Below are 14,065 nucleotides of genomic sequence, written 5' to 3' on the forward strand. Positions count from 1 at the left end.
ATCTAGTCCGTCCCATATTTAGCAAACTTATCGTCGGATCTACCAAGCGACCAAAGGTTTTGACCATCAAAACAAACACCAATTACACCTTGCGTATGCCCTGACGAAAATGTTCTTTGAATTGATTCACCCAAGCCATTGTGAACATAAATAGTTCCGAATCCGGCTGCACAACTGAAGAGGTTTTTACCATCCCAAGCAATACCTCCCCCACCGCTATGAGCCGTAAATGGCGTACTTAATGAGAATCTTAGATTGCTTGAAAACCCTTGATATACCCTGATTTTGTATTCATTAAGCGACAGTACGGCGATATCACCGTTAATAACTTCAATCGAGTAAATAGTTGTTCCAGAAATATTAAGATCAACAGAATCCACAAGCGTAAGACTATAGCCAGAAACAGTATATTTCCTCACCATCCCACTAGTTGTACACGTGTAAACAAACTCTCCATCAAAGCAACAAGCATAGGAAGCGGGCACACTTGCAACGTCAAGATATTGACCTGTTGAACTAAAAAACTTCATTCCATTATTTGCGTCCGCTGCGATAAAGAGGTCACTACTTAACCACGCCATTTCCTCCAAGCCGCTGGCCCCTGTTATTGTTCTTAGAGAAAGAACAGTACCATTTGGCAAATAGTAAAATGAGTCTTTGGTAGTAAGGCTTATTGAATCACTCCACGCACTTACACCAAGTAATACGCCACGGTATCGAATACGCACATAGTATGTAGTAGATATTTGTAGGAATCCTTTAGGAACATTAATCCCCACTAAACTCGATGAGTTATTTAGGCTTTCCCAGACAACGTTTGTAAAATCTGCGTCTGTGGCAATTTGATAATCAGTATCTTGGTGAGTGTCCGCATTCGCTGGATAAGTCGTAAATGATGAGGCTGCTAAGCTAGGGTTCTCAGCCACGTCGATTGCTAAATTTTGAGGCGACGTAATTTGCGGCTTTGCAACAACTTGAGCCCCCATTGCAATTTGAAATGAATTTGAGCCGTCATTGCGCTCAACCGTTAATATCACACCATCGTCAGTCGATGCTTCAGATGGGATATCTAGTGTAATGACATTCCCCGACACCGTCGCAGTACCGACGCTTGCCGACACGGCGTAATTTGAAAACGCATCGTAGTCTGTGATCGTGTAATTGTTGGATGTCCCAACGTAAACCAGGTCTGGGCCATCCAACGACACACGAGCCAGTGAGACGGTTCCAACTTCTTCATTATTCACGAATTGCACTTTGTCCCCTTCATTTAACGGGGCATTGAATTGCATGTTTGATCCGCCCACCGGGGACCATTCGTCATCGGGAATGCGAAGCCCGTTTACATAGACAGCCAGACCATTTGTGATGGTTTTCGTCAATGCAAATATTGTCTGATTCGCAACGGCTACACGTTGCTCGGTCACTGAGTTAATACGAAACTGAACACCTTCGGTCGCATCAAATAGCTCGTAATCTCCCTCTTCATTACTTGCCTTGCGTACCAGCTGACCAACAACACCACCTGGTGGCAGTATGTAAGGACGCAGTTCGTCAACATCAGCCTTCGTAGCATGAACGAGATAATCGTAGATCGTTGCAGTCACATTTGTAGCATTACCAATAACTGTGATGAGATTGAACTTCATCTCAACAATTGTTGCAGCTCCAAATGCTGGCAAATAATCGCTGTAAGCCTCTGCGTTGGCATAGCTATATAGGATTTCTGTTTCAGTATCTGGATCAATGGCAAATACACCGATTTCACGAATAAAGAAGCCTTCCACTAAGTTTTCATTAGTTAGTAGCACTTCTAATTGTGATGTCCCGTCACCCAAAAGCTCGAAATCAGTTATATCAAGTGATTTTTTCTCTGAAACCATGGCTGTTAGTGGATCGATATCAGCTGGCATTTCACCATCACCAAGACCCACTCGTGAGAAGTCTAATTTCACACCCGTTTGGGCTTTTGCTTGCAGGTCACGCCCTGCTGCGGTCATTTGTAATCCGGGGAAGTTAGCCATCTAACATCGCTCCAATTGAGTAACTTGTGCTGCAGTGCACAGCAGTTAAGAAAAGAGGTTGTTGCGGGTCAACGATCGCACGGACTTCATGCCGCACGTTTGTTTCCGTTAATGCGTGGATCGCGGTACCAAATAATGGTGTTTGCTCACCCTTCTTTTTGACCTGCAGTGAGAAAAAGTTTGAGCGCGCGGCCTTGGCACTGTTGACCATTCGCACCAGTCGATCAAAGTGTGCTTTGCTTTTGATACGGCCATCGCCTTCGACTCTCAGACGAAACGAGTGCGGCGGCGCTTCAAAAGCTCGGTGCTGGTCAAGGTCCGCGATATCAAGTATCCAGCGGGCAATCTCAAGAATTGCTCCTTTCGTGCCTTTGCGGCGGTGGTAGTCCGCCGACTGAGCAATCATGTCGCGCTTTTCTTGCTCTGTGAGTTCGTCGTGCCAGCCCTCTACACTCAGCGCCCACGCCAGCCACGCGAGGTGCGTTTCTGGGCAGGTTTGTGGATTCCACAGTGTTCCGATCGGCACCGGTACATCACTGATGCGTGACATGGACGCTTCTAAATCACGTTCATATTGCGTGCTGTTTGGTGGTAGTAATGAACTCATTCAGCCACCCCGCCATATTGCAGATCAATGCCAGTGCAATACGCGGCCTGACGTTTGCCAATAATGATATTGGCGGTCGGCGCGTGAAGCTCAACTCGCTGTACTCCCGTTTGATGAAGCGCAGCATAGATGCCTGACAAGGTAATGTCGTAACCCAGACGATGAGCACCCGAGACATAAGCATTTAATGCTGCAGTCGCGTTGGCGATCGCTTCTTCGGCGCCCAAATCCGCGTAGCAATACAGCGTGGCCGACACATCAAACTCAACGATCTGCGCCGATCGTACAAATACAGAGTCTGTCACCGGTGTTTTATCATCCAGAGTGGCTTCGATCTCATCGCACAGCGTTTGATCTACTTCGCCCGTTCCTGTGTGAGCCAGTAGCGTAAGTGCCACATCACCAGGCTGAGGATCAGTAAGCCCCGCATCGTATGTGGGAACCAGAGCAATGATACCCGCAGGTAAATAAGGCGCAGCTTCGGCTGGAATCGCCACATAATCAAAACGCGGCACATCCACAGATACGCTTTTAATCTCGCCCGAGGCATTGAGCGCATGGGCGATGTATTCGTTGATTGGCCCCGCCACTGCAGCGGTTTCAAATGCAAGCTGAGTGCGGCGGCGCAATGAATCATCACTTTCCAGCACTTCCTCTACGATCGGGCGAGCCTCTAAATCAGCTTCGACCACCACGGCACGCTCTATGTTGAAATTGGCGGCCAAGTTATCGAGATCAGCCCCAACAGCGTATGGAAGCATTACTGCACGGGCGTCGTCGTTGATTTGCTGACGTATGGTGAATTCACGATACGCAGCGACTTCGAGCAAGACCCAAGCGGGGTCGCTTTCCGCTAGATTCTCGTAGGTTTCATCGCGCGCTAAAAAATCCGCTTTGATTTCGTCAAAGATGGTCTGAAAATCCAGCGCCCGCACGACGTGAGGCGCGGGCAACTGCGTAAAATCAATCGCGTCCAGTGACATGCTATACCTCTAAATTTTCAATCGTGACCTGTTCACCAGTGGGTACATATCGCCCAACAAGATTGATCGTCAAAGCGCCCTGCTCATAGCGATGCAGGCTAACTTGCTCTAATTCGTAGCGCGGCTCCCATTGATCTAATGCCTCAGCCACGGCTTGATATATCAATGCCTGAGTGACTGGGTTAATCGGCTGATCAATAAGATTAAACAATCGTGATCCATACGTGCGATTCATTACACGGGAGCCGATTGGGGTGGTAAGTAATCGACGAATGCTTTGTTTAAGGTGTTCAAAGCCATCTAGCTCTTTGCCCGTTGTTTCGTTCATGCCCATGATTAATCCCCTGCAAAGACGTTGGCAGAGCCTGCGGATACCACATCGCCACAGTTGATCGGGTCACCGATACGGGCGAGCTCTAATCCTTCGCAGTAAACAGACGATGAGCCCATTTGTACGGTACCGAAGTGACAGGACGGCCCGACACAATGCACTGCAAAGGCATCGGTTTGGCGAAGTGCCGGGATACCATTCACAAAAACGGTGCTGGCTCCCATAACACTTGGCACCGGTGCATAGCCACCGTGGCCCGTGGAGGTTTTACCCATTTGCGCTACGGATAGCATCGACATACTCCAGTAGTTTTAATTTGCCCGGCGTCCAGTCGTGTTCGACTGTCATATCCAGCGTGGTGGAATACTCAGTGCCCGACGATGTTGTCGCGGCCACTGTCAGTGAATAGGTAAACGTCCTAAGCGTGCTCGGGCGAAATTCGACGATCTCAGAGCCCATAGGCACGTCGTGCCAAAAATCCGCGAAAACTGACTCACCATCCTGCAGGTAATGAACAAATTCAATCGGAAAGAAGCCAGCAAGCGAAGGCGCCGTGATTCGCACACCATCTTCATCGGCTGTGATCGTTAGAATGCCTTGCGGGTAAGCGGGGCTGATCGAGTAGCTGTAATCAATAACACTGCCTGTCTCTTCGTCATCAGCAATCAGTTTCACAACTGCGCTAACGTTTTGAGTGAGCTCGTTGTATTCAAACAGAATGCCCTCTGGTTCCTCTTCATCAAAGTTCCATGCTGGGCTTGAGCTTTTTGAAAAGTTAAACATATCTAATTCAACTCAATTCGCGCACCGTTCACTTTTACACCCGCTTCATCAAGCGTGATTGTGCTAGATCCGTGGGTAAGCTTAAGCTGTGAAGAGTCCATCAAGATCGATGCGGTACCACCGTATTCGACATTGACTTTGTCGGCGTTCATTTCGACGGTGGCTTTATCTGCAAAGGTGGCTTTGATCTCGTCTTTGCTAACTGTGACGTTTTGCTGATCGACGATGATCTCGTACTTCTGGTTTTCGCTGTCGTAGCGCAGCTTGGAGCCGTCCGTAAACTCAGTAACGTCGATTAACTCGCTGGTTTCTTCTGGCACGATGTCATTGCTGTACAGCATGCCAACGATCGCGGCTTGAGTCAGATCGCCCGCGTGGGATGCGAGTACCACTTGCTGGCCAACGCGAAGCGGTCGCCAGCGGATGAAATTGCCGCCAATTTCCGCAGGCCATGGAAGCCAAGCGGTCAGCGTTTCGCCGTGAATGCAGCGTAGTTTGCGTGTTTCGTAGTCCAATTCATGAATGTTGGCGATGATGATCACAGCGGCGATTGCTTGTTCAATCTCGCGTGTGTTCATAGCTCAAGACTCTGATCAATTGGCTGGTAATCGTCGATATGCTCAGGGCCAACATCTGGCACCCACGATGCCAGCACTTCACCTGGTGGCGTTTGTTCCTCTGGCAGTTCGCCCAAATACACATCATCAATCTGCACTTGCACTTCCCATACTGCGTGGCTATTTAGCTCATCAAAGCTGCTGTCTTCCATCGTTTGGATGGGCGCAGCGTCACCCCCTTCGATCTTGGCACCGCTGAACAAGCGGGCAACGCGCACTGCTAGCTCACGCACCTCGCGTACTGGCTTTTTACCTCGGCTTTCAGGGTAAAAAACAAGAATAGAAAAGGTCACATTTACTTTATCGATGCCTTCATAGACATTGCCGCCGTCGCTAAAATCAACGCTTTCTAGCTCGACAACGCACTCTTTGCCGCGGACTTTGCTTGCGTTTAGCTCATCATGAACAGCGCTGAACACGTTCAACGCTTCAATTTTGCTAATGACAGCGCTATAAAGGCCATCAATCGTCGTGGTCTTCATAACTTCGCTGCCTTCTTGGCCATGCGGCCTTTTATATCTGTTTCAAAATGGTGTCTAAAAAGCTCGACGATATCGTCGTAAATCTGGCGACGAATGGCTGCGTCCGCATCCCTTTGAATCGGCATTTTTACTTCAACAAGCGAGTTTCTGTTCTTGTTTCTGCGGCGCCAGGCGGACTTCTTGCCACTGGGCATTTTTGCAATAAACGCTTTTTCAAAGCGCTGACTACGAAACACCACGCCGTTGCTCACTTGCTTCATTCGCCCTTTGAGCGAGCTAACAGGCAAGTCATTTAAACCGACAAACAACGAAAACTTACCGTCGCGGCGCTTTAACACGATGCGACGGCGCATGGCTTTAGTGTTTTTGGTTTCAAGCTCTTTAGACAGCACTTTAAGTACATGTCGCTGCACCGCTTTCGCAGTGCGTTGATGGGCACGATGAGCGACGGCATTAATCTCTTTTTGAGTCAGCTCAATGGCCCCTAGACTCGGCACCAATTGAGCCGTATCAATATCAATCTGAATCATAAATGCGGCTCACATAGATTTCTGTCCAACCGTAGATATCCGTTTCGGGATCACGATCGACACGGAATTTACGACCGTTAATCTCAAGCTCGTGCTCAGTGGTGACCCACTCAATACCCTTACCGCCAAGCTTGGCTTCGTTGGCATTGATCGTCACATCACCGGACATTAGGTCGAGAAATGAATCGTTAACATCCACCTCAATTGGGGTGACATTACCTTCCACATCCGTTGCGGTGCCCGCTAAGCCGAAATGCTCGACAACTAAGTCATCGAGCAACGCAAACGGATCACTCACTTGCTTTCGTTGGCTCGATCGCCACGCCTGCTTTCAATGCCATCGCGGCATGTTCGCCTAAGTCTTGCGGCTCTGGCGAAGCGATGAACTCGACGCGCTTTTTATCTTTGCCCTGAGTGCGGAATGTTTTGGTGACGATCAGCTTTTTAGTTGCAGTTTTAGCTGGCACTTTGTTTTGATCGTCTTGCTGATCTTCAGCAGGTTTTTGTGCAGTTGCCATGGTTTAGGCTCCTAAAATGGTAATAAGCGGAAACAAAAAGGGCGCTCAATGCGCCCTCTTTTGTGGTTTTAATTTGGCTAGTGGTTACACTGGACCGTCGACTTCGATGTACACCCATTCATTGGCATCAGGCATGATTGGCAGTGGAGATGACTGCTGAGTCATGTATTCCATTGACGGATCATCTTCTTCGATAATTTTCGGGTAACGCTTAGATTTCACCATGCCATTTTTCATCGCTTTGATGTCTTTGATCGCACCGTATGCGAACAAGCCATCGTAGTTGTAAGGGCCGATCGCCAAGCCTTCAGCTGGGAAGTAAAGCTGCTCGTTACCATCTTCGTCTTCATACTTGCCGTTGTAGACATAGATTTCGTATTCGCCCAAGAAACCTTTGTATTGCACGCCCTCATCTTTCTTTTGCTGAGGGGAGAAGGTAATGGACGCCTCACCATTGGACTTGGTTTTATCCATCAGATCTTTAACTTGATCAAAGCGGCGAAGATTTGCGAATGCCGTCTTGCCCATAAAGAACGTATCCGGTAGGCCGCTAGACAGCTCAATGTATTCTTCCAACTCCGACATGATGTCGTAATCTGCTGGCAACTGAGACCAGCGCGCCGCCCCGATTAACTTGATTGTGTTCGCTTCGTCACGCCCATAATCAAGCTCAAACGCACCGTGTAGCTCACTCTCAGCCACTTCACACTTACCTGTTACGATCAAATCAGCACACATTTTTTCTTCTGCGCGATCAATCGCCTTGTGCTGGTCCTCGTTAATGATCATCACCGTCGCATTGTAACGCTGCTCAGGAGTGAGTGGCGTCCCCAGATCTTCACCAAAAATACGCTCTGCATAATCTTCTGGGTCGATTTCGGTTTTTTCTTTGATGTAAGGCGGTGTCACAAGGCGTGTACTCATACCGTCTTGATGACGAACCTTGCCAGCCACCTTAGGCGACACAAACACCGCTTTACGCTTGTTTGAGGTCATTTTATCAATAGCGACTTGAGATTTATCGCTGTAACGCTCACGTGCAAAAAGCACGCGGCGGAAGAATGTGGTGTGCGGCTGGAAGACTTTCTTCGCTGCAATCAGCTCACGAGATGTATACATAGCTTTCCCCTACCGAGTTAACGGCATAAAAATTGATTCGTAAATTGAACGGATTGGGTGAGTGTTAGCGCACGACTGAGTGGCTAATAGGCGTACCAGCGAATGCGGCGGCTTTTTGAACTGCGGTCATGCCATCCGGCCAATTGATCGCGGCTTCATTGAAGTAACCGCCTTTGATCACTTCTTTTTGAGCTGCACCAGCGGTGGTATCAATTGCCATGGCAGATAAGAACAGCGCTTTTTCTGCACCACCCGAGCCTGCTGGGTCCCATACCACGATTTGAGAATCTGCTGTGCGTAATGCAAGCGGGGTAAGTTTCGGACACGTTACACCGCTGGCTACCTGACCATTTGCAAACGTAGTCGGTTCACTGCCTGCAGTCGTTGGGATATTTTGCTTCTGATAAACTTCAGTCACGTTTGTCTCTCCTAAATAGAGTTAGTAAATGACCGATTAGGTCGCTGTGGTGTAGGCGTAAGCCGCTGTTAACTTGCTCACCCCATCATCTGCCGATGCAGATTCGTCCACATCATCAGTGATATTCGGGTTGCCTTCTTGCTTCATCAGCTGATCAAGCTTTTCAGCATGAGCCTGTTGGCTGGTTGCATCTGGTGCTTGGGCTTGTGGAGCCATAGCAAGGGCCGCTTGCGCCGCCTCGACACTCATATCCGTGTCGTATGCAAAGTGCTCTGCTAGCTTTTCGCGGCCCGCTGCGGCTTCACATTTCATGATGCCTTTGATTCGGTCTTTTTCGCTCATTTGCGGTGCATCAGCGCTTGGCTGTGCCGCCGGGACCGTTGGCACTGCATTGTCTGTTACTTTTTCAGCTGACATGGTCACTCCTGAAATATTGGTTTTAGGTTGGTTGAGGAAATCGGCAAAGATGGCGATCGCCTCATTACCGTTAACAAGTTGATCAGCAAAGCCGACATCGATGGCCTCTTGGCCGCGATAGGTTTTGGCTTCGGTTGCCAGCACCGCTTCGACTGATAAGCCAGTATGAGTTGAAACCAGCGCGGCGAACTCTTGGCGAAGCGAGTCTGATTTCTCTTGGAACGCTGCTAAGACTTCTGCACTGAGGTCTTCGTATGGATTGCCATCGACTTTATGGGCACCGGAATGAATCAGTGTGACTTTGACACCGTTTTCTTTTAGAAGCCCTTCGTAAGACTGGTGAGCCATCACCACACCAACGGAGCCCATCACAGCGCTTTGTGTGATTAGACGACGATCTGCTGCACTGGCAATCGCCATGCCTGCACTACACGCCATATCATCAGCAACCGCCCAGAGTGGCTTGCCGCTATCTTGCGCTAGTACTCGGATCGTTTGGGCTGCGTCGAAACAGCCCGCCACCTCACCGCCTGGTGTGTCCATATCAAGCAAGATGCCTTTGACTTCTGAGTCATCAATCGCCGCTTGAACACGAGCAATGACGCCGTCATAGCCCGTCATGCCAGAGTAAGGCTGAACATGACCAAATTTATGGACCAATGTGCCAGACACTGGAACCAGTGCGACCCCTTCAATGACTTGATAAGGTCGCTGGCGATCGCGTGAATTCATAAAGCTAGATGCTTCGATGTGCATCTTCTCGCCTGTCATTACCTCGCCTTGCGCGTCCACTAACTGTGTGACACCTAAGCGAGTCGATAACGCTGAAAAGAAGGTGCGAGCATAGCCAGGATCAAGCAACAAAGGCTTATCCAGCGCGCGGCTCGCGATGTGTTTTAAATTGGCTGACATGGTTATGCGGCCTCTTGAGGTATGTTTTCTGGTGCAAAGCTATCTGCTTGAATCCAACTCGGTTTTGGCAAACCCGCTTCGGCACGTTCTTTTTGCTCGCGTAGCTGCTGCGCAAAGATTTCTTGGTAATCCTCTCCCATCAAGGCCAGCTCTTTTTCGTAAGTCGATAAACCAGACTCAATACGAAGCACGGCCTCTTTGACTTCTTTCAAGCCATCGATCGCTAGGCGACCTGTTCCGATCCATTCGCAGTTGGTCCATGCGGCCATGCCTTGGTAGATATCCATGCGTGCGCCGCGCGGCAGTTTCACTTCACCGCGAGCCACGAGCTCTTCAAACACAAGGCGAAAAATCTGGGTAGCCAGTCGCGCAGCAATGACCTTGCGACGACCCATAAAGTATCGCCAGCCCTCCAAGATCGAAGCGCGAGCAGATGAGTAAGAGCTTTGCTTGTAGTCACGAGCGAGCTGCTCATAAGGGACATTTAAACCAGCGGACAACCAACGCAAAACACTAGACTCAAGATCCACATAGCCGTTGTCGACATTGCCACTAGAGTGGAAATTCAAGCTTTCATTGGGCAGCAGGTGCGGAATGCGTGTACCACCAAGCTTCAAGTTGACGCCTGAGTGGTAGTCGGCAATTTTCCCAAGCATCGCACCTAGCATCTTGCTGTCTGTATCACCACCTAGCAGTGCAAAGGCGTCTTCTGAACCCATTTCTGTTTCGATCGTGGCGGCAAACATAGCGTTTACGATCGCGTTTTGCAGTTTGGTCTTTTGCATCTTAGGCAGCATTTGCATCTGCTCAAGTACACTTAAGAACTGGTTAGCTCCTCGGCTTTGACCATCGCCAGTTGGTTCAAAAACGTGAATAAAGCGCAAACGACCATGGCGAGTGAATTTCGGGATACGCTGCCAAGAGAAGTCCATGCCATCGCCATAAAGAAGCGAGCTGGTATTTTTGACGTGATATGCGATCGCTGCACCGTGGCGGTTTTGTTCGACACCACCGCGAATACGGTCAGTATCCATACCACTTGGTGAACTTACGCGATTTGGGTTAATGACCTTAATACCAGTATTTAGCGGCGAATTGCTACGCTCGTAAAATGGTACCGCCATCACTTCACCCAATCGGGTGTGGGTGGCCACCGCCTCGCGGATGATCATGGTAAAGGTTCGTTTACGCTCGACATCCAGCCAACAGCTGGGATCATCGCTGATCTCTGTCCAGATCTGCTCAATATCACGGGAAAACGAGATCGCGTCTTGCTCGTTAATGCCAAGGCGCTGCCAACGAGGCTTGTAGCTCAAGCGGAACAAATGACCCACGATGTTATCAACGTGAAGCTGTACGGCATTGGATGCAAAGGCGTTATTACGCACTAGGTCTTCAGCACGACCATTGCCCAAATCGAGATTTGGCAATATCGCGGCGTCCGCCATAAGTGACCGCGGATTCCAGTCGCGCAACTGACCGTTCATGCCATGGCCCGCACCCTCATAAGCCGAAGCTTTGAAGGGGCGACCGGAGCTATCTAAGATTTGGATTTCACTCATAGATACACACCCATTGGCCGACGGCGTTGCCCCGCTTGCTCTGCTTTCATCTGGTTTAGATAGGCTTGCAGCTGGGATACATTAGCCTGAGTAAACTCAAGCGTTTTACCGCCACGGCTAATCTTGGCGACCGCTTTACCAATTTGTAATTGGTGCAGTGCTTGTTCAGCTTCTGCAATGCGCTCTTGTAACGTCATGGTTAGCCTCGGTTCATGCTGGCCGCGATATCACGCAAGCTTCGGCTTGGTTTTTCGGGCTGCTTGGTTTCTTCTGGTTCCGCGTCTTCGGTATCTGGTTTGGTCTTATACAAAGAAAGATCGATACCGTTACGGGCTTGTAAGTGTCGGATCGCAGCAAGGTTATAAACGGCCAAATCCCACGGCTCGTTTCGTTTCTTGTTCGCATCCCATACGATCGTTGGTCGCCCTTTGATGTATTTAAGGGTTCGTTTCTCGTTGGTTAGCTGGTCAAAGTATTGCTGCGGGTATTCGTCCGTCATTGGCCAGTGCCACATACCTGGTGCGTGTGGCACTTCGCTTTCAATGGTTTGAATCAAACGGGAATACAGGGTTTCTTTTGCGGTATCCGTACCGATAATGCCTAGGAAGACGCCATGTTCATTACGCTTCTTCGGCATGGTTATGACTGGCTTACCAGACGTGCTGGCACCTTTGATCGCGACAAATCGACGCGGTCCGTATCGTTTACAGAACTTGTAAACCTGATCGGTAAAGTGACCGCCGGAGTCAATCATTGCTATACGAGGCTCTATCAATGAACCGTTTGGCGTCTTGAACGAGCGAGTCAGTCTCTTGTGCAACTGCTCCCATATCCATGGCTGACTCTGATCTCCTGGCAAGATGTCATAGCTGATGCTGTAACGCTCTTCGCCTTCTAGCCATGCAACAGTTTCAATTTCCAGACGGTCGCCTTGGGAGTCAACCGCCTGAGTAATGATGCAATCGTCAAATGGCACTTCAGCTGGGTAGTATTCGCGACGACGATGTAAGACAACTGGATCAAGTCCGCCTTGGTCTTCAATCCAGACTTCGCCAAGCGTGGTATTGACGAATGTTTTTAGACCTTCACGCGTGCCTTTATAGCGAATCCAGTCACTAATGATTCGGGACCATGCTGAGTCATGCGAATACGCTGACCAGCAGTGGAATGATATCGAACGCGGCGCCTCAACGACTTCACCATGCTCATCAAAGTAGATAATGCCGTCGTAGGTTTTGAGGCCTTCTTCACTAGCCCAGAAACCTTGCTCATCAGCGGCTAGGTAATCTTTGTAATAAAAACGCTCTTGGCATGACTGGCACACATAGTGCGCCGATCTCGCTTGATCTTCGATTGAGCCTTCTTTGTCATAAGAAAGCCCGTATCCTACTTTTTTTCCCTCTGCCCACATCAATACTTGATGTGTTTTACAGTGTGGGCACGGCACATAGCGGCGCATGTAGTACAGCGCTTTACTGGCCGCTTCATGGATCAAACACGGCCATTCGTCACTAACGTGCTCCGCTGGCGTACTGCCTCGAATAGATTTTCGGAACACTGAGCCTTCAAGACGCTTATCACCAAGTGATAAGGATGTACCCTCTTTTTCGATGTCTTTGTCGAATTTGGACAGCTCGTCATAGATGGCAACGTCGACCGATATCTCACGAAAGTTTTTAGCCGCTTTACCGCCTCGTAAGTAGAGTTGGTTTTGGGTTTCAAAGACTTTCGACTCAATAGTGTTGTTCGAGTGTTTTTGGTCTAGCCAGGGAAAGATTGAACGCACTGGCTTCACATCGCGGATCATTGGGGCAATGTGTTTTTTACTAAATGAATCTCGGGCGCCGTCATCCGGTTGCCAAAGTGCGATGTTTCGGCCTTTGTGTTCAATGAAGTAGCCGATCGCGGCGACGATTAATTTGGTGTAGCCAACTCGGGCTGACTTTTCCCAGTTGATCTCTTCAATATCTGGGTGCCCCATCGCGTTTAGGATCGCGACTTGATACGGGCGGGTTTTCCATTTGCCTTTGATGTAACTTGACTCAGCTGAAAGGTAAAAGTGCTGGTCAGCCCATTCAACGGCAGTTAAAGGCTCTTTAACTTGAAGGAAGCTAAGCGCTCGGCTTATGGCTTCACTTAATTTTGTCCTCTGCTGCGGAGATAAGATCAGCGATTGTGTCATCTAATCTTTCTCCGAGCGTCGCGGCAATGTTGCAGACCTTGGCAGTTTCCTTCTGGATTTGCTCAATCACATGGGATGGCAGGTCATGGTTTTGCCGCTTTATATTCAATGGCAGTGTTTCAAGGATGGCGACCTGCTCCGATACGATCGAAGCAAGCACCGACGTGACGATCTCGACAGGCATTGAGCGCGCTTCGAGAATGTCGTTTTTGATAGTGAGCTGGCGGACTTCCTGCTTTAGCTTCTCAGCCTTTAAAAGGTCGCCTTCTAGTTGGTCTAATTGCGCATTTTTGGTGGCTTTTTTGGTACCCGGCTTTTGCTGGTTTTGGAGTGCATTGTCGACACGGTTTTGCACCACATCCGAGACAGCATAGAAATTCTCGCGACCCCGCTTTTCACGCGGCTCGACGCCCCATTTGTCAAACGCCTGCGGACTGATTCCGAGGCTTGCTACGAGGGTGGATTTATTGACGAGCCCAAGCTCTTTTTTAGACTTCGACATACCAAATACACCAACTTCGACAACTTGACTAAACAACAACCTCGAAATCGAAAAATTTCATAAATACTGAGAATCCGC

General features: G+C 49.2%; 18 protein-coding genes. All 18 read right to left on the reverse strand.

What is annotated here, in order from left to right; all coding sequences use genetic code 11:
* Window positions 1–2 precede the first annotated feature (2 nt).
* Window positions 3–2,024: a phage tail protein gene (locus JHD44_RS08590; RefSeq protein ID WP_199462351.1), complete on the reverse strand. Its 2,022-nt coding sequence runs from the start codon at window positions 2,022–2,024 to the stop codon at window positions 3–5.
* Window positions 2,017–2,631: a phage tail protein I gene (locus tag JHD44_RS08595; protein ID WP_199462352.1), complete on the reverse strand. Its 615-nt coding sequence runs from the start codon at window positions 2,629–2,631 to the stop codon at window positions 2,017–2,019. The genes JHD44_RS08590 and JHD44_RS08595 overlap by 8 nt, the downstream gene beginning before the upstream one ends.
* The gene (locus JHD44_RS08600) at window positions 2,628–3,614 is read right to left on the reverse strand and encodes a baseplate assembly protein (RefSeq protein WP_199462353.1); all 987 of its coding nucleotides are present in this window, start codon (window positions 3,612–3,614) and stop codon (window positions 2,628–2,630) included. The genes JHD44_RS08595 and JHD44_RS08600 overlap by 4 nt, the downstream gene beginning before the upstream one ends.
* Before the next feature lies 1 nt (window position 3,615).
* Window positions 3,616–3,948, reverse strand: coding sequence for a GPW/gp25 family protein (locus JHD44_RS08605; protein WP_199462354.1), 333 nt, complete (start codon window positions 3,946–3,948; stop codon window positions 3,616–3,618).
* Window positions 3,949–3,950: 2 nt separating this feature from the next.
* Window positions 3,951–4,238: a PAAR domain-containing protein gene (locus JHD44_RS08610; protein WP_199462355.1), complete on the reverse strand. Its 288-nt coding sequence runs from the start codon at window positions 4,236–4,238 to the stop codon at window positions 3,951–3,953.
* Window positions 4,213–4,728, reverse strand: coding sequence for a hypothetical protein (locus JHD44_RS08615; protein ID WP_199462356.1), 516 nt, complete (start codon window positions 4,726–4,728; stop codon window positions 4,213–4,215). Before JHD44_RS08615 ends, JHD44_RS08610 begins: the two co-directional genes overlap by 26 nt.
* A gap of 2 nt (window positions 4,729–4,730) precedes the next feature.
* Window positions 4,731–5,306, reverse strand: coding sequence for a phage baseplate assembly protein V (locus tag JHD44_RS08620; RefSeq protein WP_199462357.1), 576 nt, complete (start codon window positions 5,304–5,306; stop codon window positions 4,731–4,733).
* Window positions 5,303–5,827 carry a hypothetical protein gene (locus tag JHD44_RS08625; RefSeq protein ID WP_199462358.1) on the reverse strand — a complete coding sequence of 175 codons (525 nt, stop codon included), beginning with the start codon at window positions 5,825–5,827 and terminating at the stop codon, window positions 5,303–5,305. The genes JHD44_RS08620 and JHD44_RS08625 overlap by 4 nt, the downstream gene beginning before the upstream one ends.
* A complete protein-coding gene (locus JHD44_RS08630) occupies window positions 5,824–6,357 on the reverse strand; it encodes a hypothetical protein (RefSeq protein ID WP_199462359.1) in 534 nt (177 codons plus the stop codon). The genes JHD44_RS08625 and JHD44_RS08630 overlap by 4 nt, the downstream gene beginning before the upstream one ends.
* The gene (locus JHD44_RS08635; protein ID WP_199462360.1) at window positions 6,344–6,655 is read right to left on the reverse strand and encodes a hypothetical protein; all 312 of its coding nucleotides are present in this window, start codon (window positions 6,653–6,655) and stop codon (window positions 6,344–6,346) included. Before JHD44_RS08635 ends, JHD44_RS08630 begins: the two co-directional genes overlap by 14 nt.
* The gene (locus JHD44_RS08640; RefSeq protein ID WP_199462361.1) at window positions 6,648–6,875 is read right to left on the reverse strand and encodes a hypothetical protein; all 228 of its coding nucleotides are present in this window, start codon (window positions 6,873–6,875) and stop codon (window positions 6,648–6,650) included. Before JHD44_RS08640 ends, JHD44_RS08635 begins: the two co-directional genes overlap by 8 nt.
* Window positions 6,876–6,959: 84 nt before the next feature.
* Window positions 6,960–7,994 carry a major capsid protein gene (locus JHD44_RS08645; protein WP_199462362.1) on the reverse strand — a complete coding sequence of 345 codons (1,035 nt, stop codon included), beginning with the start codon at window positions 7,992–7,994 and terminating at the stop codon, window positions 6,960–6,962.
* A gap of 64 nt (window positions 7,995–8,058) precedes the next feature.
* Window positions 8,059–8,412, reverse strand: a complete 354-nt coding sequence (locus tag JHD44_RS08650) for a head decoration protein (protein ID WP_199462363.1) — start codon at window positions 8,410–8,412, stop codon at window positions 8,059–8,061.
* Window positions 8,413–8,448: 36 nt separating this feature from the next.
* A complete protein-coding gene (locus tag JHD44_RS08655) occupies window positions 8,449–9,741 on the reverse strand; it encodes a S49 family peptidase (RefSeq protein WP_199462364.1) in 1,293 nt (430 codons plus the stop codon).
* A gap of 2 nt (window positions 9,742–9,743) precedes the next feature.
* Window positions 9,744–11,303 carry a phage portal protein gene (locus JHD44_RS08660; protein ID WP_233401932.1) on the reverse strand — a complete coding sequence of 520 codons (1,560 nt, stop codon included), beginning with the start codon at window positions 11,301–11,303 and terminating at the stop codon, window positions 9,744–9,746.
* A complete protein-coding gene (gpW, locus tag JHD44_RS08665; RefSeq protein WP_199462365.1) occupies window positions 11,300–11,500 on the reverse strand; it encodes a gpW family head-tail joining protein in 201 nt (66 codons plus the stop codon). The genes JHD44_RS08660 and gpW overlap by 4 nt, the downstream gene beginning before the upstream one ends.
* Before the next feature lie 2 nt (window positions 11,501–11,502).
* On the reverse strand, window positions 11,503–13,485 hold the full coding sequence (locus JHD44_RS08670; protein ID WP_199462366.1) for a phage terminase large subunit family protein: 1,983 nt from the start codon (window positions 13,483–13,485) through the stop codon (window positions 11,503–11,505).
* On the reverse strand, window positions 13,436–13,987 hold the full coding sequence (locus JHD44_RS08675; RefSeq protein WP_199462367.1) for a terminase small subunit: 552 nt from the start codon (window positions 13,985–13,987) through the stop codon (window positions 13,436–13,438). The genes JHD44_RS08670 and JHD44_RS08675 overlap by 50 nt, the downstream gene beginning before the upstream one ends.
* Window positions 13,988–14,065 lie beyond the last annotated feature (78 nt).

This window comes from Marinomonas ostreistagni, from assembly GCF_016461785.1.
Lineage (GTDB): Bacteria > Pseudomonadota > Gammaproteobacteria > Pseudomonadales > Marinomonadaceae > Marinomonas > Marinomonas ostreistagni_A.

Coding starts and splice junctions, on each gene's coding strand:
- JHD44_RS08590 (WP_199462351.1), bottom strand. CDS start 2,024: ATGGCTAACTTCCCCGGATTACAAATGACCGCAGCAGGGCGTGACCTG.
- JHD44_RS08595 (WP_199462352.1), bottom strand. CDS start 2,631: ATGAGTTCATTACTACCACCAAACAGCACGCAATATGAACGTGATTTA.
- JHD44_RS08600 (WP_199462353.1), bottom strand. CDS start 3,614: ATGTCACTGGACGCGATTGATTTTACGCAGTTGCCCGCGCCTCACGTC.
- JHD44_RS08605 (WP_199462354.1), bottom strand. CDS start 3,948: ATGGGCATGAACGAAACAACGGGCAAAGAGCTAGATGGCTTTGAACAC.
- JHD44_RS08610 (WP_199462355.1), bottom strand. CDS start 4,238: ATGCTATCCGTAGCGCAAATGGGTAAAACCTCCACGGGCCACGGTGGC.
- JHD44_RS08615 (WP_199462356.1), bottom strand. CDS start 4,728: ATGTTTAACTTTTCAAAAAGCTCAAGCCCAGCATGGAACTTTGATGAA.
- JHD44_RS08620 (WP_199462357.1), bottom strand. CDS start 5,306: ATGAACACACGCGAGATTGAACAAGCAATCGCCGCTGTGATCATCATC.
- JHD44_RS08625 (WP_199462358.1), bottom strand. CDS start 5,827: ATGAAGACCACGACGATTGATGGCCTTTATAGCGCTGTCATTAGCAAA.
- JHD44_RS08630 (WP_199462359.1), bottom strand. CDS start 6,357: ATGATTCAGATTGATATTGATACGGCTCAATTGGTGCCGAGTCTAGGG.
- JHD44_RS08640 (WP_199462361.1), bottom strand. CDS start 6,875: ATGGCAACTGCACAAAAACCTGCTGAAGATCAGCAAGACGATCAAAAC.
- JHD44_RS08645 (WP_199462362.1), bottom strand. CDS start 7,994: ATGTATACATCTCGTGAGCTGATTGCAGCGAAGAAAGTCTTCCAGCCG.
- JHD44_RS08655 (WP_199462364.1), bottom strand. CDS start 9,741: ATGTCAGCCAATTTAAAACACATCGCGAGCCGCGCGCTGGATAAGCCT.
- JHD44_RS08660 (WP_233401932.1), bottom strand. CDS start 11,303: ATGAGTGAAATCCAAATCTTAGATAGCTCCGGTCGCCCCTTCAAAGCT.
- gpW (WP_199462365.1), bottom strand. CDS start 11,500: ATGACGTTACAAGAGCGCATTGCAGAAGCTGAACAAGCACTGCACCAA.
- JHD44_RS08670 (WP_199462366.1), bottom strand. CDS start 13,485: ATGACACAATCGCTGATCTTATCTCCGCAGCAGAGGACAAAATTAAGT.
- JHD44_RS08675 (WP_199462367.1), bottom strand. CDS start 13,987: ATGTCGAAGTCTAAAAAAGAGCTTGGGCTCGTCAATAAATCCACCCTC.